Source organism: Paraburkholderia fungorum (assembly GCF_046027605.1).
Lineage (GTDB): Bacteria > Pseudomonadota > Gammaproteobacteria > Burkholderiales > Burkholderiaceae > Paraburkholderia > Paraburkholderia fungorum_F.
Genome location: NZ_JAQQEF010000052.1, coordinates 1 through 18,211 on the forward strand (window position 1 = coordinate 1; position 18,211 = coordinate 18,211).

Genomic DNA, 18,211 nt, shown 5'->3' on the forward strand with positions numbered 1-18,211 from the left:
CAAGCAGCCATTCGGACGCAATTTGCAAGGGTCCGCTTCGGCCTGAAAATCGGACGCCACCATCCTTCAATTGAAACAAGCGATGCCGGCAGGCGGCAATTTTGATGGCGTACCATCGTCGCGATCCTAAGCGCCTGCGGCGCCATAACGGGCTCTTTCAGGAAGCGGGACGCGTCATACCGTTTCAGCGGGGACGACATATCTCGGCAACGAAACGGTAAATACGCAGCCGGTCCCAGGAACGTCGCGCACACTGAGAGTGCCGTTGCTACCCTCGACGCTGCGCCTTGCGATTGACAAACCCAGACCCAGCCCGGTTTTGTCCACTCCGTTCTGTGTGAACGGCTGGAACATTTTCTCTGCATCACCGGCAGGGAGACCGCCGCAATGATCCTTCACATCGATCAGGATGCGATCCGATAACGCGTAAGCGTCCAGCGTCACCTCGGTCTGTTGATGCGTGAATTTGAAGGCGTTCTGTAGCAGGTTGCCCACCGCAGAATAAAGCTGGTCGCGGTCGCCACTGATGGCAAGCCGGATGTCCACTGCGGAAACTGTCAACACACACCCACGGACCTGAGCCGCAAGATCAGCGGCATATTTCACTTCAGCTATGAAGTCGGCGACAGAGAACAGCCTGTTTTTTCCAGCAACTCCACCGGCTGTACGAAATTCTTCCAGAGAGTGATCGATCAGATCGCGTAAGCCGTCCAGGCTGCGCTCAAGAACTGAGCCAGTGGCTCCAGACAGATTTAAATTTCCGGTTTTTGCTGCGGTGAATGCGAGCGTCGCCGTCTGCAAAAAGTTACGCAACTCGTGGGCGAAAAAACCCAGCCGTTCGTGCATTTCAACGGCTTGCCGCCCCGCAACGGCAAAATCGCGCTGATAGCTGAATTCGGTGACCGCATCCGCAATGGCATTATCCAGACAGCGGTTGAGGGTTCGAAACTCGTCGATAAGAAATGGAGCATCGCGCTCGTACGCGAGGTCCGTAATTGCCTGGCACAGATCGCCGTAGTCGTGCACGACCTGATCAACCGAAAACCCAAGCTTAAGCAATTCCCGTCCGTGCTCCGCCGCGGACTTGCCGATCTCGGATGGAGACGCTCCCCCGCCCGACGGACCGGAAATCTTGCGGCTGTCCATGGGCTGCGAAGTCTGCTCCATTTGAAGGGTCCTGATGAGCTGATCCAGGAACATCGGCACACCATTTTGAAGCTGCTGCGCGGTTGCTTCGCGTGCGGGCCTCCGTGCAACCTTTGCACGACATCGTTCTATGAGTTCACTGCGATTGTTCGCCAGAAACACGTACATCATCATGGCCCCCGATACGGTAATTCCAACGCTCTTCGAGCTGTCCAACAGTGCGACCGTAAGCGACCTACGGGTTGCTCTCTTCGGTATCACCTGACAATAACACCGCACGCGCGCTTCCGTGGGGGTGACGACAAGTAGTGTCGGGAATACCTCTAAACCCATAGGAGCATCAATACTTCGCTTCTTTCATGGTACGCGCTTATTCAGGCAAGTATTTATCCGCCCGCAGGCGACAAGCGGTGGAGTGCTCGGGAAAAATCCTGAACAGCTGCGAGGCGCGCTCCCAAGGGGTTAGCGCGCGTTTTCCGCTTCGGGTTGGACCACAATCTCGATATATGTTGCGTCGCACCATCGAGCGGCCTATGCTGGGGGTGCAGACCGGACTTCCAGGGCTTAAACGTTTTTCGCTTTTTTGATGGGGATGTTGATCCACGTCACATTGATTAATCGCTCTGCCCTATGAGCCGCTCGGGCATTTTGCTTGTTCACGTAAGCAGGGAGCATTTCAATGACGTCGTCAACATCCTCTTCCCCCCTTCGGGACCTATCCGCTAGCTGGTTAAAGACCGTAACCGAGGCGGGAGAAATGTTCGCTGCCAGCGCGCAGGTTGTAAGCCATCGAACGGCACGTATGGCGGTCGCGGGCCCTATACCGAGTGAGCGTGACCGGACCGAGTTCAGTCTTATGACCCGCGAAAAGAAAGAGGCCACCTCAGAAGCGATCCAGGCGTTTGGACTGGGCTTTATGAACCTGGCTCTTTCGGTAGCCATCGAAACGGGGACTCACGCGTGGGCGACCTCTGTCGCTGCCGTTGCGCTGGCGTCCAGTCAATCGCCCGCACAGTGGCTTGAGCGCCAGACGGCGCTGGCCGGAATCGCGGCCAACGCGCCGGCCAACCCATTGCGCCTGGCAAGCTCGGCTGCCCGGGTCATGCAGGAAAGTCTCGCCCCGATTCACGATCGTGCAACCGCCAACGCGAAGCGTCTGGGTGCGCTTGGAGCGCCGTGGCGGCCTTCCCACGGCATGAGGCGACAGCCAGCCGGCGAGAAAAATCCGTCGACGTCGCAAATGTCGCATCAGACCTCGGCGGCGTATCGGAAACGATGCTGTGGACACTCTATGACCGGGCGTGTGAGTCAGGGCGTTCAGACGGCGTCCTGATAGACCATGAAAGCGCCCGGATATGTGAAGCGATCGACTACGACTTTGCCGGCCGATTCGGTAACCCGGACGGCTCATTCGCCGCACGGGCAGCCAGAATCGATCGTCTGATCATGTGCTGGCTTGAGAATCACCCTGATGGAGTGGTCGTTTCGCTAGGTGAAGGCCTGGAAACACAGCGGCACCGTGTCGATAATGGCCGGATGCAATGGCTCACTGTTGATCTTCCCGCAGCCATCGAATTTCGCGAGAATTTTCTGAAACCGTCGACGCGCTTTCGCCACGTCGCGGCGGATGCTCTCAACCTTGCGTGGGCTAAGGAGATAGGACCGACCACTGACGTATTCATTGTCGCACAAGGGCTGTTCATGTATCTCCAGCCCCAGGCTGTAAAGCGTCTTTTTGCAGACCTTGTCGCTCGCTTTCCTAGGGCTGAATTCGCTTTCGACGTGATCCCGCAATGGTTTTCTTCGCTCACCATGTGGGGCGTGATGAAGACCCCTTACTACCGTCTGCCGCCCATGCCGTGGGGTGTTGATGCTGAGAACATCGGCTCCTGTCTGCGAGAATGGTCCTCGGGCATTCAATCGATTAATCTGCTCGAATATCGCGCACCGCGTGGCTGGCCAAAGTTGATGGAAGACCTGCTTCGTATGAACCCCGCGAACAAAAGATATCTTCCGTGCCTGGTGCAAGTCATACTCGAAAAAGAGGAACTGTCATCGCCTCCTATTTCTCGTCGAGGATGATTCAGGTAGAAGCGCTTTTTTTTTCACACAAAGCTCCGTCTGACCTCCACACAGCTGTCCACGAAATCCAGCGCTTATTTTAACCGCCCCTCCTATAGGCTAAAACGCGCCTCCCTGGCGTCTGCTCCGGAGTGTGCATCGGACATGCACTGACCGAATACAAACGACGGTTCCTGGCCGGACAACGACCAAAGGTCGATCACTGCCCGGTTGGGCGAACGTTATTCCATCCTCGTCGAGGATTGCGTCGATCACGACGTGCGCCCAGAAACGGCTGCCATCTTTCCTGACCCGCCATCCTTCAGCTTCAAACCGCCCATCCCTTGCAGCAGCGTTCAGCCCGCGCTGCGGAAGTCCTGTCGCAGCGTCTTCCGGCGTGTAAAAGCGCGAGAAATGCGAACGCAATCGTCTCGTCGCCTGCATCAGGGTCGACCATTGACTCGCATCAATACCCGGTGTTAACGCGCGCCAGGCACGAAACAAAGCCGGCGCGAAGCCGGATTAACCCCGGCCACGCGTCCTATGCCGCGGTGCATCAGGTTTTCCCTGATCTTAAGCTTTTCTTCAGTATCCCACAGTAAATTAGTTCCACCCTATCATGCGTCGCTCATTGCAATTCGGCCCAACCATAAGCTCGGCTGTAGGTGCGTGAGCACATAAAAAATCGAGAGACCTGATGCCCAGGGGAAAAACAGGTGGCGCCGCCATGGTGAATGCTCGCGCAGCCTATGTGCTCGGACTGGCGCGAGGTTGTTCATACATCAGTAGCACCCTGAGTCCGGACACTCGGAATAGAGCTATCGCTGAAGTTCTCTGCGAATTTCGCGATCTGTACGGAGAGCGAGAAGAAACACTCTTTCAGAAGCTGCTTGCAGAGGATCTGCAACGTCGAGGCAAACCGGACGCCGCATCGGCAGTAGTCGCCTTCAAATTCATCAGCCCATGAGCGTGGCCGGCCAGCCTCCGCTGGACGTCTATAACTGCTGCCGTTGGCCTCAGTAGAGCGCTCCCGGATATTGCTGGTGGCAGAGAAACGGAGCCAAAGCTACGGCTGCTTATTCAATGGAAACCAACGATGCGACTCCCCAACGGTAGCTTCCGCGTCGACAGCGTTCCCACGTTCTCCGTCGGGCGCTTTTTTGCGCAAGCGCGGATTTTTCGGGTCCAGCCCGGAATCCATGAACAGATCGAGATCTTCGCGGCCATCAACCTTCCAGATTTCGCCACTGAGGCTCAAGCCATTGTGTAACCCGGACATCCAGTCTATAGCCACAATTCATGCGCTGCGCAGGCGCATTTATGGGAACGTGGTTATCTCTTCAGACGACGATTTCTTAAGATTCCTTAAGAAATCGTTCGTTGATCGTCGTCCACCGCCGCAGCGTCAGGATTTAGCCCGCAGATGGGCGTAATCGATGGCACCTCACGGCAGTTGCTCTTTAAGATTCCGGTGGGCACAGGGGCGCATTCTGTCGCCATCGACAGCACGCTTGGGCAAGTGTATGTGCCGTTCCAGCCCGGCGCGGCAGGATTCCCCAACGGCGGCGTCTCGGTGTTTTCGACCCGCTAGTCTTCCGGTATGGGTCATAGTCTGGCGGGCCGGGTTGGATGACGATTGCCACCGACACGTTTCAACAATGGTTGGGTGGATGCTCCCACCAACGCTTCACGATCCGACGGGTTACGGGTCTGGAGCGCCGGTTGTGACCGTCTTTCGTCGTAGCTGGAACGGTCGTTCGCAGGCGCGTCCGACATGGCTCACTTTGGCCGATCACGGTCGGAAGTCACTGCGTAGGCCCGGTAACCTGTGAGCCTGATCAGTCGACCTCAACATTCATTAAGGCACGGACATGCGCCATCGTACCAGTGGCCAGGGCCTCCAGGCTATAACCCCCTTCCAGAATCGAAACGATGCGCCCCTCGCACGTCGCATCGGCAATACGCATCAACTCACTGGTAATCCAACAAAAATCGCTGTCCTCGAGGTTCAGGCTTGCGAGCGGGTCCAGGCGATGCGCATCGAAGCCTGCCGAAATGACGATAAGTTCGGGGCTGAACTGGCGTACCGCCGGCAACATGTCGGACTCGATCCGTGCACGGAAGAGTGCCGAATCACATCCAGGGGGCAAGGGGACATTGACAATGTTGTGGTTCACGCCGGTCTCGGATGCGGCGCCCGTACCGGGATACAAAGGCGACTGGTGGCTGGAGGCGTAAAACAGCTCCGGGCGGTTGAAAAATGCTGCCTGGGTGCCGTTGCCGTGATGGACGTCGAAGTCGACGACCGCGACGCGTTCGAGCTTGTGTACTTCATGAGCATAAGCCGCAGCGATTGCAGCCTGATTGAAAATGCAAAAACCCATTGCCCTCGCTGGCTCGGCGTGATGACCACACGGACGCGTGGCGCAAAACGCGTTGCGCGCCTGCGCGTTCATCACCGCATCGACGGCGGCACAAGCCGCGCCGACGCAGCGCATCACGGCTTCCCACGAGCCCGGCGACATCACCGTGTCGCCCGCATCAAGCGGCACATAACCCCGCTGCGGGGCGATCTCCGCGACCTCATCGACGAAGGCATGGTCGTGGATCAATTGCACCTGATCGAGTGTGCCCATCGGCGCGTCGCGCCATTCCAGCGCCGCAAATTCCGGCGACTGCAACGCGCGCAACACGACCTTCAGACGTTCCGGCGATTCCGGATGGTCAAGGCCCGGGCGATGATCCAGACACGCAGCATGGGAAAAAATAATGGTGGTCGTCATTTACATTGATACGCGGCGCAGACCGCGTCGTCTCCTTATTGCCAGTGCACTCGCAGCGCTGCCAGAGTGCATAACGCGGTGGTGGCGCGCCTCATCAACCCCGCCCCCAACCTTCTGACTGCACTAAGCAAGCATAGGGCCGCACGTACTTTCACGATAATTAGACATTCCTTGCAACATCATAGACGTTCGCTTATGGATCACCCCGTGCCCGAGCGCAATCGGTTTTCCCCAGGCCGCGACCTACTCTGGAACAGAGCAACGGGCGTTAATGGCCGAGGTCTCAAGTGCTGATCTGGCTGGGCTCCGCGGTCGTCGGCCTGCAGCGATTTCCGCACTCGACCCATAGCCGCTATTGCGACCGTGTTGGCCAAAGGTCCGCCCTTGAGCGCACAACGGACCTCTCGTACTGACCGCGTCTTTCCAGCAAGCGGCAACGGACTTCCCCAGGTCCGTCGTCGCGTGGCTTCATGCAGGCTGATCGAAACTGCCGGGGCTCTTGTCCGAGGCCGTCCACTGCGAAGTACGAGCTCGCTCCGCCTTCCGCAAGCCGGCCTTCAGGCCTTCCGTGTCGAAGTCCTTCGTATAGACTGGCGTGCCGGGCTGGTGACGCCAGGAGTCGTCGATACCGCCATTATCGACGGCATCGAAACCCACTTCATTGACGAGTTGCATCACTGCCGCCTTGGCGCCGGCGCTATCGCCCGAGACTGGCAGCGCAATTCGCCCCGGCGTGCCTTCCGGCTTGCCGAGATTGCGCAAATGATCCGCGTAGATGTTGTTGAACACCTTGATTACCGGCCGGCCGATCTGCTGCGCGACCCACGCGCTTTCCATCATCCCCGACTCGATCCCGTCGATGCGGCCATCGCGCTCGCGTGGATAATAATTGCCAGTATCGATTACAACCGTGGTTTCCGGCACGTCGTCGAACAGGCCCGCAGGCAGATCGAGCACCTTCTTTTCGGGAATCGTGACCACGATCACCGCTGCACCACGGACCACATCAGCGAGTTCGGCTGGTTTCGCGCCAGTTTCGCGGGCGACATCGGCGAGCGTATCCGGCCCGCGCGAGTTGCCGATAAGCACCTCGTGCCCATGTTCGGCCCAGCGCAGCGCCAGTACCCTCCCTATATTCCCCGCGCCAATGATGCCAATTTTCATACACCCTCCTGTTCTTTCAGTTGACTACAGCGGGACGCGCGCAACGGCCATGCCCGTGCGTGTTGACCATCCCCGCGGACTCGCCATAGCCTAGCATCATCCGGGCTGAGATACTGGGCCGTCCCGTCCCGCAGGACGGGCGGCCTGGCCAAACAGCGCATCGCGGATCCAGCCTTCCAGTGGCCTGTCCATGCGCAGCTTGTAATCGCCAAAACGCTTCAGGTTGTGGGTTGGATACGGACTCAGGAACTCCAGGTCTCCGGGCCTCGGGCGAATCGAATGACTCTGGTCGACCCAGAGCGGAACTTCGACTGGGCGAACCTTCTACGGCAGATTCCGAAGTACAACGGCCATTCAGGCAACTGGCTCGGACGGCACGTTCTCGGCCTTGCCGACATTCAGGTAACGACGTCCGTGCCGCGACTTTTCGCACGGCTGGCGACCAAAAGACTGCTGCCAGGGAACGCCGGACAGCGCGCCATAGTTGGCAATCGGCTTCTGCGGCTATACAAAGTTCGTAAACATCGTCGTTATCTCTCCTGCGGTGGCCGAAGCCAGTCCGTTCCATCGGTAGTCCAATGCAGTGACAATCCACCGCTTAAGCATCCGACAGCCGCATCGCGAAGATCAATCTGGCGCTTTTTTGACCATCTGTGTGTCTGCGTGGCGATGGAGAAGTCGCCAGGTGCCCCCCTCACGACGGAATACCATAGTCACCCTGTAGTCTCTTGTCGACTCAGAGGACTGCCCGGGAACCTGGTAGCGGATATGCTCAATCTGGACAACGTACCCCAAGTCACCAGACGATCTGGCCACAAGTCGTTCGAGCGTGCTTGTGCCTTTAGAAAAATGTGAACCTACCCAGTCGAGGCGCGGGCTAATTGCTGCCCAACCCTGTTCGGTCTCTCCTCCAAACCCTCCGGACAAGGTTATGTCATCTCCATGTGACCAAATCGCTTTAGTGGTGTCCGCGTCTCCATTCTCAAGGTCGTGTTGGGCTGAGTCGAACCTCGAGAGCGCTTCTAAAAACCCCTTATCAGCAGTCGCCTCTTGTGCACGCATTGCGGTAGCTCCAACCAGAAGAAAGCCAAGTGTAATTGCTGGAAAAACAATATTTGCGATTCATCGAAATCCTCTAATCGACCGATCCTTGCGAGTACGTTGCTGCTGTCTGGCATGACGTGCATCTTTGAGTGCCGTCATGGACCCACCCACCTGGGAACTGAAACCATGTACTGGCAAGAGAGCGCCGAAATTCGACACTGGGGGGAATTCAGGTTATTGCGCCTCACCGAGTTCGCCTGTCGGTACGCCCTCGTGCACGATTGCACGGCTTATCAGTCGCACGAGGCTTCGCACTTTGAGCTTATGTGCCGACCTATCGTAAGTCTACGCCCAGCCACTCCGGACATTGGACGGATTTCATGACCGCCAGGTCGCGGCAAAATGTGCCGACCGACCGCCAGCAACCCACCCGATCCGCTTTTGCCGTTCGACGCAGCATCATGTGAACGGCTGCTTCCGGAAGGGCCGCGACGTTCGAACGTCGTCGTGAGAGGGTGGACCAACGTCCGAAACCGGCCGATGACGGTCCGATGCTGATTGGATAGATTGCTCGCCGGAGATCTACTCGCGTCGGACCGTCATCGACCCCTGAGGAGCCATTGCGTCCGCAAAACAGGAACGTCCGCTCACGCCATGACCGGCCATTCGGTAGCGCCGGACGACTGTCTCCTCGTGGCCGGGTCGTGCCTATTGACCGGACGATTGCTGTTCTTTCGTGTCACCAAGCCCCGCCAAGAACCGCTCAGCCAAATCGGATGTGTCTAGTCGCTCGATCCACCACTCCAATGCTCGCCCCACCTCGTCTTCGCGCCAGGCCAGGTAGCAATTTGTCAGTTCACGCACGCCGACAATGCGTCGGGCGACGAGTCTTCCCTCATGGATCGGCCCTTCCGCTACGCGCTCGGGCAGCATTCCGACGGCGATACCTTCGCACAACGCTTCAACCTTCGCGCCCAGTGTCGGCACGACAATCACCATCTGTCCATCGTGTTTGGCCACCGATTGAGGTTGCAGTTTGCGCGAAGTGTCGCTTATGACAACACCTCGGTATCTTGCGATCGTCTCGCTTCGCAACGGCTCGACGATGCCTGCGAGTGGATGGTCCGGTGCAACGACGAACACGTGTCGGAGCGTGCCGATTGGTCGAGCTGCGATGTTGGCGGCATGCGGCGGCTCACCAAATGCACCCACGGCCAGATCGGCCCGTCGGGTAATCAGCGCATCCCAGACTCCCCCAAGCACCTCGGTGGAAAGGCGTAGTTGGGTAACCATCTCGAGATCGTAGAAGGCACGTACATACGGCCACAAAGATGCGGAAGGCAAGATTGCGTCGAGGCATATCCGCAGCTCCGATTCCCAGCCGTCTTGTATTCCCTTTGTTCTGATTTCCAGATGTCGAGCAGCGCGTAAAAGTTGCCGCCCTTCATCGACAAGGAAGCGACCGGCTTGCGTGAGTTTTGCTCGTCTGCCGCTGCGATCGAAAAGCTCGACGTTCATATCGCCTTCCAGCTTCTGCACGAGGTACGTGAGTGACGAAGGAACTCGATGCAACGACGTTGCTGCTTCAGCGAATGTGCCAGTGCGGTCAATCGCGTCCAGGACCGCAAGAACTTCAAACGAAAGCTTTATCGCCACAGACGTTGCGTCCTCAGTTGTTGCTACCCGTTGATCGCCGTCAGCGCGAACATCGAGCAATTTTCAGCAGCGCTTGCGCTTGCATGGGGTCACGCAAGTGCTATCAGATGAAAGGAGCCGATGCTTTCGCACTAGTCCGCAGCAGGGAAGTCGAGCGTAGTGTCGTTGATACGGTTAAACAGATTGGTGAATGCAATGCTGGCTATGGCCATCGCGACATCGACGATTTGTGCATCGGTGACACTGGCCTGTCTGACCTCCGTTATCACATCGGTTTGAACTGTGCCGCTCGTTGTGATTAGATGCAGCACAAACTTGGCCAACGCATCATCGTGCGCGTCGCCCGACGGCCGGGCCTGACGCAACGCCAGAATGGCCTCACGGTCAAGGCCCATCTTTTTGCTCAACAGCGTGTGTGCGGCGAGGCAATAGTCGCAGCCGGTTGCCTGGCTGACGACCAGTTTAACGACTTCGATATCCCGCGCGCTCAAGTTGCTCTTTTTGAGCGATGCCTCAAGACTCAGTACTGCCTCCAGCGCGACCGGGCTATTACCGCCGATTCCAACGTATGAATTCGGGACTTTGCCGACAGCCGCTTTGACACCTTTAAACAATTCGGCTGTGTGGCCGGTGGCTTCAGACACTGAGATAGTATGGAGACGAGGCATGATGTATTCCTTTTAGGTGGGGAAAAATAGGCGAATAGCGGGCGGCATGGCGCGTGAAGCTTAGTGAACCTGATCAGTCATCCGCTGTGAGTGAGCGGTGCGCTTTGATTGAGCAATAGGGGACGAGCGAGCAGAAATGCGCCGACAAGCGCCGTGCTACCCAGTGCGACAGCGAGCACGAAACGCCAATCAGGGTGCAGCATGATCTGTGGCAAAAGACCCACCGTCAGGGCGGGTGGAAAGTGGAGTCGCAGCACACGCAACGTCACGATTCCGACCAGCAACGAAATGACGACGGACAGCGGGCCGGCGCCGAACCACAAAAGCGCGGCGAGCCCCACAGCGGCCGTGATCGTGCAGACAAGCGGCAAAATGAGGGGCCGCTTCGCCCATGGACGGATGTTTGCGTTGGTGAAGATCTCGAATGCGGTCATAACAAGTGGGGGAAACAGGATCAGCCGGAGACCGGTGACGCTGGCTAATCCGTACGCCACAAGAACAAACGCGAAGAAAATTAAAATGGGCAGCCACGTCCTGAGCCGGGGCGTACACTCAATTTCATCGGCTTGGGCCACGGTGTCGAGCGCGGGCGCCTGACGAACATCGCCCGAAGCCAATATGCGCCCATAGATCGTGGAGACGAGAGCCAGAAGGGCCATCACGGCAGCGATGGAGACGGGATACCACCAGCTCGTGATACCGAACACGAGAGGCAGAAAGGCTGCGGAAATGGCTGGCATGATGGGCGAACGCATCAAACCGATGATCAGTATCGCGCCGGCAATAGTCATCGCCACCGACCATAGGCTGTACACCATCGCTTGCGTGAGCGCGGTGCCCAGTGCCGCGGTCACAGAGGGCGTGATCGCCAGCATGACCGGCGAACGTGCCCACTCCCCGGCTGGGCGCGTGAATACGTCATAGCTCAACGCGGCCAGTTCGGGAAAAAGAACGTAGAACGCGCCAGTCAGAAGCGCCGCCTTCGCGACAACAGCGAGAAGGACAACCGAAAGCACTGGCCCAAGGATCAATGCGTCGCTGAACGTGCCACGTCGGTCGCGGCGCATGGAGATGCTCATCAGAAATAAACCCTGGCGGTTGGCATAGTCCGATGATAGGGATTTCGGATGTGTGCGAATATTCCACATATCTGCAAACCTACCTTGCGTTAATGCACCGATGTTCGATTGGGAAAACATTCGATATTTCTTGACTGTCGCTCGCATCGGGACGCTGTCGGGCGCCGCCCGAAGCCTCAAGGTTGATCACGCGACGGTGAGTCGGCGTTTGAGCGCACTGGAAAGCGAAATCAAGACCTGCTTGATCGAGCGCCAGCCCAGGACTTGCAGGCTCACGCCGATCGGCCAGCGCGTGTTCGAATTGGCGCAGGAAATGGAAGAAGGCGCGTACGCTGTCGAACGACTCCTCGACGCCAGCCGTTCGCCGCTAAGCGGCAAGGTCACGCTCAGCGCACCGCCCGTCCTCGTGGCGAATTTTCTGGTGAAGCATCTGGCAGACTTTCGTCGTGCAAATCCAGGCCTGCAACTGTCGGTTTCGTGCGAAGCACGGCAGGTTTCCCTAAGCCGAAGGGAGGCAGATGTTGTCCTGAGACTGTCTCGGCCTGAGGAACTCACGAGCGTCGCGCGGAAGCTGGGGCGCGTGTCGTTTGGTCTGTACGCGAGCAAGGACTATCCTCATCTGCACGATCCGTCCGCCTGGGAGTTCATCGCCTATGACGCTGGCTTCGTGGGCGTGCCACAGCAGAAGTGGTTGACGAGCGTTGCAGGGAAAAGGCCTATTGCCTGCGAAATCAGCGATATCAATGGCCATCTGGTAGCGGCGCGGGCAGGCGCGGGCGTGGCGGGTCTCCCTGATTTCCTGGCAGATACCGATGCGAAGCTGCAGCGCCTCACGTACGGTGGCGAAGCGTTTTCGCGAGATATCTGGATGGCTGTTCATCGAGACCTGCGCCGTTCGCCGCAAATACGGGCAGTCATGGACTTCCTGGTGAAAATCGTAGCCGAAAATCCCGCCTTGGCGGACCATCCACCCTAAGCGGACGTTCGTTGCATTGACGCGAACGTCCCTTGTTGGCCGAACCGGGCCCTACAACGACCGGCTCTGATCGACCCGTTTCCGTCATTCGGCCGCCCCGATAGCAGCCCGTGAAATGCTCGACAGCGGACGCTCGACGCCATGAATCCAGTCGAGTCAAACCTCACCCGGAGTGACATCCTTGTTGTACGGGCGATGGACTACATGCGCTATTTAGTCATAGAGGCACCGAGCTCAGAACCCGACGGCGCTCGAAGCAGGTCGAGTGGTTCAAGCACGCGGGATCGATGCTGTGTGTAACTACCGAGGCCGGCCTGTCGTCACGTGGCAGCTCTATGAAGCGCTGCTCGCGAAGAAGGCCGGCATTGCGGTGGCTGATGCGGCGCTGGGCAAGGTGGAGTTGTGCTTCGACTGAGCGGTGCGGACAGCCAGAGCGGTCCGACAGTCAACGTCATTTCCCATCGACGCCCTCGGGGCGCGGCCTGCTCGCCACTCCAAATCCTTCTTGCTATCTGATGCATGTGCTCTAGATTGAATAAAGCTTGTCGCGGCGTTTCGTCACTTAGCGTTTAGCTTTGCTCGCCGCCCACCCTTGTCGGGCGCCGGTGGGCTTCTGGTCGATCAAGCGTGCATCGGATTTCACCCGCGATGAGGGGCAGTATGATTGGTTTCACACCACTTCTACGGGCGCAGGTTGCGCGGCGCATGCCTACCCCGGTCAACTTCCGGGAACGCGCAGCGCTTGAGCTGGACGGCTTTGCAGAATACAGCGAAGACGTGACGTCGGAGCAGTTCTTTGCGATCGATAATTTGGCGGCGCAGATCGTCAAGAGCAATGATACCGCCGACCCCATTTACGAGTTCCGAGTGGAGGGATTTGCCGACGTGGCGCGGCGCTACGCCGACCCGCAAGAGAGAAAAGCGCGCGAACAAAAGGTTAGCGAAGACCGAGCGAAGAACGGCTTTGACCTTCTAGTCGAAGCGCTGGAGCGCAAGGGTGGGGAGGCCTTTGCCCAGAAGATCAAAAAGGGATCAACATGGTTCGGGCTCGGCACGAAAAGTCTTAAAGTTCCAAACGCCAGCACTGAGGCACAGTTCCGACGCAACCGGCGCGTCGTTTTCATCGTCCGGCAGGTCACCTTCATCCCGCCGCCACCAGAGCCACCGGAGCCACCGCGATCCGTGGTCGAGGACCGATTTTCTGTTCAGCTGTTGCGCACCGGATCCGGGACGCTAACCGTGAGCCCCGGGATCGAGTCTCACACCTTGGCCGCGACCGTCCAGATCGTTGATGGCCTTGAAAAGAAGGCTGCGCTATTCAACGTGTATGCGACCGGTGTAGGCGTCGGCGGCGGCCCGTGGCCAGTTGGCGGTTCCCTCACAACCGGTCCAGGGCCTGTGGTGAACTTCAAGACGTTTCGCCTGTTGGGCCGGGGCGCGCCGACCATCAGTCTGAAGAGTTTTGAGGGCATGGTCACCGTGTTCGTCGACATCGGCGGCGGCTTGGGTCCCCTTACCAAAGGCGGTACCCTGTCCTTCTCCTTTGACGGTCTGCAGTCGAATGGAGCGAACACGATGCCGCAGGTGATCCGGGTACCTGCCGGGGGCAATTCCACTGTAATGGCCCCCGGCTTGTCCGCGGGCGATGTGGCACTCGGTCGCATCTCGATGGTCGGGGCGCCTTTCGATATCTAACCTGTCTGCTCATGCAATTGTCTTGGGCCGTCCGAAACCCCTTTACGCTCCTTGCTGGCGCGCACATCGATCCCTGTAGCACTATCGTGCGCGCTTTCCGGCCACGTGTACTCGCTTGGAACGGCTGTTCCCTTTGCTTCGGATGGCGGCGGCAGCGCATCCGCGATTCCTGCCTGGGAAGCACAATGCGTGGTGTCAGTGCGAACATAAGTGAGCGGCGGAGTAGCGCCGAACGCCTCGGCCAGCGACGTCAGACGCTAATCGCAGGTGAGCCCAAGTTCCTCGAGGATCGGCTCCCGTGGGGAAACAACGCTGGAAAGAAATCTCTGAGTGATCAAAACCATGACCGCCCGTCGCCAAATGTGCTCACTCATATTGTCGACGATCTTGCCCGGAGCGTCGACCGTCCCTTCATGGCCGGTCCGTGCCCCCGGCAACAAGCAGACCTCGACCTCCGCCAGCCATTCGCTCGACTGCCGGACGGTCACACGCCTAAACCTCGCTTCGCTTCAGCAGGTAATCGAGGCCGCCCACCCGATACCATCGATACCCGTACGGCTCGAGCACTACGGTATGCCGCCCGCCATCGGCTTCCACACTGTGGTCGTCGGAGAGAAGGTTGATGAGGCGGTTTTCGCCCTGCCCGCTGCAGCCCGAGCGGAACCTCACCGTGCAGGCTTCGGGTCCGAAGTTATGCAGGCAGATCACCGAGTTATTTCGCCAGTCGTAGCGCAGCGCGAGAACCTCGTTGCGCGATGTACGCAGGACCGCGAAATCGCCCCAGCTTATTTCCGGCACTTCTCGGCGCATGCGGATCACACGCTCGGTCCAGTTCAGGAACGAATTCGGGTCCCGCCGCTGGCTGGCGACGTTCACTCGTTCGAAACCGTAAGCGCCGCCCGATATGACCCGGCACGACGGCTTCGGGTGCTTCGTGAAGCCGCCATGGGGTTCGGTCGACCATTGCATGGGGGTGCGCGTACATTCGCGCTCCGGCAGGCGCAGGTCGTCGCCCATGCCGATTTCATCGCCGTAGCGAAATACCGGCGTACCTGGTGAGGTCAGCATCAGGCTGTAAGCGAGTTCGAGGCGGCGCCTGTCGCCAGAGAGCATCGGCGCAAGCCTGCGGCGAATGCCGCGCTCGTATAGCTGCATGTCGGGGTCCGGGCCGAACGTGCCGAACACGGCGGCGCGCTGGTCGGGCGTCAGACGGCCCAGATCCAGTTCGTCGTGATTGCGCAGGAATACACCCCATTGAGCGGTCGCGGGACGCGGTTTCGTCGCTGTCAGCGCCTTCTTCAAAGGCCCCGTATCGCCGGTCGCGAGGGTGTAAAACGTGTTCTGGTTGACCTGGAAATTGAACATCATCTGCAGGCGTTCGCCGTCGTCGCCGAAATAATCGAGGTCAGTATCGGGCAATACATTCGCTTCGGCGAGGATGATCGCGTCGCCCTTGCGCCATTGCAGAAACTCGCGGAAGGTCCGCAACATGTCGTATTGCTCGACGGGCTTGCGTACTTTCGGGCCCTTTGTGGCAATCACAAACGGCACGGCGTCCATGCGGAATCCCGACACGCCGAGCTGGATCCAGAAGCCCATCACCTTGAGCAACTCGGCCTGCACATGTGGGTTCGCCGTGTTCAGGTCCGGCTGGAAGTCATAGAAGCGATGGAAAAACCAGCGTTTGGCCTGCTTATCGTAGGTCCAGGTCGATTTCTGAACGCCAGGAAATACTACCCCGTCTCGAGCGTTCGGCGGTTGCTTGTCGACCCAGACATACCAGTCGCGATACTTCGAGTCAGGATCGCTGCGTGCTTCCTTGAACCACGCGTGCTGATCGGACGTGTGATTGACCACGAGGTCGATCATCACGCGCAAGCCTCGCTCGCGGCACGCATGCGAGAACTCGGCGAAGTCCCCCAGGGTGCCGTATTTCGGGTCGACGTTGTAGTAATCCGAGATGTCGTAGCCGTTGTCGCGGCCAGGCGACGGCTGGAAAGGCATCAGCCAGATGGTCGTGGCGCCGAGCCCCTGAAGGTAGTCGAGCCGGCGGATCAGGCCCTGGAAATCGCCGACGCCATCGCCATTCGCGTCCATGAAGGTGCCGACGGAGAGGCAATAGACGATTGCATTCTTGTACCAAAGGTCGTTTAGCATACGGTCCGCGCGTGGCTCCAAAACAATCGATCAGTGAGAGGAACTGCGATGTCTGAACTGGTGTGGTGGCAACGCGGCGTGATCTATCAGGTCTATCCGCGCTCGTTTCAGGACACCAATGGCGACGGCATCGGCGACCTGGCGGGCATTAGCGCGCGTCTGGAATATCTCACGGCGCTTGGCATCGATGCAGTCTGGATCTCCCCAGTCTACCCGTCGCCCATGGCGGACTTCGGTTACGACGTCGCCGATTACTGCAATATCGACCCGATGTTCGGCACGCTCGACGACTTCAAGCAACTTGTGGACCGCGCCCACGAACTCGGGTTGAAAGTGCTGCTCGACTTCGTGCCGAATCATTCGTCGGACCGGCACGCGTGGTTCGAGGAAAGCCGGTCCTCGCGCGACAACCCGAAGCGCGACTGGTATTTGTGGCGCGATCCCGCGCCCGGTGGCGGACCGCCGAACAACTGGCTGAGCCGGATGGGAGGGTCCGCGTGGCAATGGGATGCGCACACCGGCCAGTATTACTATCACGCGTTCTTGCGCGAGCAGCCCGACTTGAACTGGCGCAATCCCGAGGTGCGCCGCGCGATGGACGATGTCCTGCGCTTCTGGCTGGATCGCGGCGTGGACGGATTCCGCGTGGACGTGCTGTGGCTGCTGATAAAGGACGCCCAGTTCCGTGATAACCCGCCCAACCCCGCGTTCCGGTCGGGCGAGCCGGATCATCACCGGCTATTGCAAACTTACACCGAGGATCAGCCGGAGGTGCACGAGATCGTGCGTTCGATGCGTGCCACGCTGGATGAATACGGCGAGCGTGTGTTGATCGGTGAAATCTATCTGCCCGTGCCGCAACTGATGACGTACTACGGCACGAACGGCGACGGCATTAACATGCCTTTCAATTTCCAGCTCCTGAACGCAGCGTGGAATGCGGCCGATATTGGAAGGATGGTGTCGGATTACTATCGCGCATTGCCGGAGGACGCCTGGCCAAACTGGGTGCTATGCAATCACGACAACCCGCGCGTGGCGTCGCGCCTGGGGGCAGCGCAAGCGCGCGTGGCCGCCGTGCTGCTGTTGACACTGCGCGGGACACCAACGCTCTACTACGGCGACGAAATTGGCATGATCGACGGCGAGATTCCGCCCGACCAGGTTCAGGACCCGGCCGAGCTTCGGCAGCCGGGTATCGGTCAGGGCCGCGACCCTGAGCGAACGCCGATGCAATGGGACTTATCGCTGCCCCATGCCGGTTTTACAAGCGGCCAGCCGTGGTTGCCGGTAGGCGCGGCAACCAGCGTTAGCGGCCAGGACGGCGAGGCGTCGAGTATGTTGTCGCTGTATCGCCGTCTGTTGTCGATTCGGCGGAGCAACGCGGCGCTCCTGGAAGGGGCGATCGAAAACCTCACCGCGCACGGCGACGTGCTTACTTACGAGCGACGTTCTGGCGATCAACGGTTTTTCATGGGGCTAAACATGGGCGCCGCCGAGGCCGCCGCCCCTTTGCCATCAGGCACGGTGCTGTTATCGACTCTACCCGACCGCCGCGGCGAGTCGATCACGGGAGGCGCAAATCGTCTCGCCGCCGGCGAAGCACTGATCATCAAGCTCGTCTGATCGCCGGTGGTAGACAGCCCCCGTGCTGCTCGCTCGTCTGGGCTCCAAGGCTGGTCGGCGAGGTATATCGTGCCTGCCGATTTGTTGGCGTTCCAGAAGACGGCGTGCAACAGCCGCTTCTGGCCGCGAGGAGCGTGCTACGACGAACTTCCGGTA

15 protein-coding genes and 1 pseudogene are annotated in these 18,211 nt (G+C 59.1%); 8 read left to right on the forward strand and 8 right to left on the reverse strand.

Features of this window, described 5'->3' with window-relative positions; translation table 11 throughout:
• Positions 1-174: 174 nt before the first annotated feature.
• Positions 175-1,317 carry a sensor histidine kinase gene (locus PQR53_RS38000; protein ID WP_408465642.1) on the reverse strand — a complete coding sequence of 381 codons (1,143 nt, stop codon included), beginning with the start codon at positions 1,315-1,317 and terminating at the stop codon, positions 175-177.
• 508 nt (positions 1,318-1,825) lie between these two features.
• Here PQR53_RS38000 and PQR53_RS38005 point away from each other — a divergent pair.
• The 4 genes and pseudogenes from PQR53_RS38005 to PQR53_RS38020 form a co-directional block, all read left to right on the forward strand.
• Positions 1,826-2,293: pseudogene (locus tag PQR53_RS38005) on the forward strand (polyhydroxyalkanoate granule-associated phasin); the annotation flags it as partial.
• Positions 2,294-2,322: 29 nt separating this feature from the next.
• The gene (locus PQR53_RS38010) at positions 2,323-3,228 is read left to right on the forward strand and encodes a class I SAM-dependent methyltransferase (protein WP_408465617.1); all 906 of its coding nucleotides are present in this window, start codon (positions 2,323-2,325) and stop codon (positions 3,226-3,228) included.
• A gap of 1,075 nt (positions 3,229-4,303) precedes the next feature.
• The gene (locus tag PQR53_RS38015; RefSeq protein WP_408465619.1) at positions 4,304-4,477 is read left to right on the forward strand and encodes a hypothetical protein; all 174 of its coding nucleotides are present in this window, start codon (positions 4,304-4,306) and stop codon (positions 4,475-4,477) included.
• A gap of 153 nt (positions 4,478-4,630) precedes the next feature.
• Complete coding sequence (locus tag PQR53_RS38020) at positions 4,631-4,798, forward strand: hypothetical protein (protein WP_408465621.1); 168 nt, start codon at positions 4,631-4,633, stop codon at positions 4,796-4,798.
• Between the two features lie 247 nt (positions 4,799-5,045).
• Here the strand turns inward: PQR53_RS38020 and PQR53_RS38025 are convergent, their stop codons facing one another.
• From PQR53_RS38025 to PQR53_RS38050, 6 genes are all read right to left on the reverse strand, one after another.
• Positions 5,046-5,990, reverse strand: a complete 945-nt coding sequence (locus PQR53_RS38025) for a histone deacetylase family protein (protein ID WP_408465623.1) — start codon at positions 5,988-5,990, stop codon at positions 5,046-5,048.
• 468 nt (positions 5,991-6,458) lie between these two features.
• Positions 6,459-7,154: an NADPH-dependent F420 reductase gene (locus PQR53_RS38030; RefSeq protein ID WP_408465625.1), complete on the reverse strand. Its 696-nt coding sequence runs from the start codon at positions 7,152-7,154 to the stop codon at positions 6,459-6,461.
• Positions 7,155-7,781: 627 nt separating this feature from the next.
• Positions 7,782-8,216 carry a nuclear transport factor 2 family protein gene (locus PQR53_RS38035; protein WP_408465627.1) on the reverse strand — a complete coding sequence of 145 codons (435 nt, stop codon included), beginning with the start codon at positions 8,214-8,216 and terminating at the stop codon, positions 7,782-7,784.
• A gap of 690 nt (positions 8,217-8,906) precedes the next feature.
• Entirely contained in the window at positions 8,907-9,848 is a 942-nt protein-coding gene (locus tag PQR53_RS38040; RefSeq protein WP_408465644.1) for a LysR family transcriptional regulator, read from the reverse strand.
• Positions 9,849-9,985: 137 nt separating this feature from the next.
• Entirely contained in the window at positions 9,986-10,522 is a 537-nt protein-coding gene (locus tag PQR53_RS38045) for a carboxymuconolactone decarboxylase family protein (RefSeq protein ID WP_408465629.1), read from the reverse strand.
• 77 nt (positions 10,523-10,599) lie between these two features.
• On the reverse strand, positions 10,600-11,721 hold the full coding sequence (locus PQR53_RS38050) for an HPP family protein (protein ID WP_408465631.1): 1,122 nt from the start codon (positions 11,719-11,721) through the stop codon (positions 10,600-10,602).
• Here PQR53_RS38050 and PQR53_RS38055 point away from each other — a divergent pair.
• The 3 genes from PQR53_RS38055 to PQR53_RS38065 all read left to right on the forward strand — a co-directional run bounded on the left by PQR53_RS38055 (position 11,702) and on the right by PQR53_RS38065 (position 14,272).
• On the forward strand, positions 11,702-12,577 hold the full coding sequence (locus tag PQR53_RS38055; protein ID WP_408465633.1) for a LysR family transcriptional regulator: 876 nt from the start codon (positions 11,702-11,704) through the stop codon (positions 12,575-12,577). The genes PQR53_RS38050 and PQR53_RS38055 overlap by 20 nt on opposite strands.
• A gap of 292 nt (positions 12,578-12,869) precedes the next feature.
• Positions 12,870-12,992 carry a hypothetical protein gene (locus PQR53_RS38060; RefSeq protein ID WP_408465635.1) on the forward strand — a complete coding sequence of 41 codons (123 nt, stop codon included), beginning with the start codon at positions 12,870-12,872 and terminating at the stop codon, positions 12,990-12,992.
• Between the two features lie 245 nt (positions 12,993-13,237).
• Complete coding sequence (locus PQR53_RS38065; protein ID WP_408465637.1) at positions 13,238-14,272, forward strand: OmpA family protein; 1,035 nt, start codon at positions 13,238-13,240, stop codon at positions 14,270-14,272.
• A gap of 492 nt (positions 14,273-14,764) precedes the next feature.
• Here PQR53_RS38065 and PQR53_RS38070 read toward each other — a convergent pair whose 3' ends face one another.
• Positions 14,765-16,429: an alpha-amylase family protein gene (locus PQR53_RS38070; protein ID WP_408465639.1), complete on the reverse strand. Its 1,665-nt coding sequence runs from the start codon at positions 16,427-16,429 to the stop codon at positions 14,765-14,767.
• Between the two features lie 48 nt (positions 16,430-16,477).
• Between PQR53_RS38070 and PQR53_RS38075 the strand changes: the two genes are divergently transcribed.
• Complete coding sequence (locus PQR53_RS38075) at positions 16,478-18,055, forward strand: alpha-amylase family glycosyl hydrolase (RefSeq protein WP_408465640.1); 1,578 nt, start codon at positions 16,478-16,480, stop codon at positions 18,053-18,055.
• Positions 18,056-18,211: the final 156 nt, after the last annotated feature.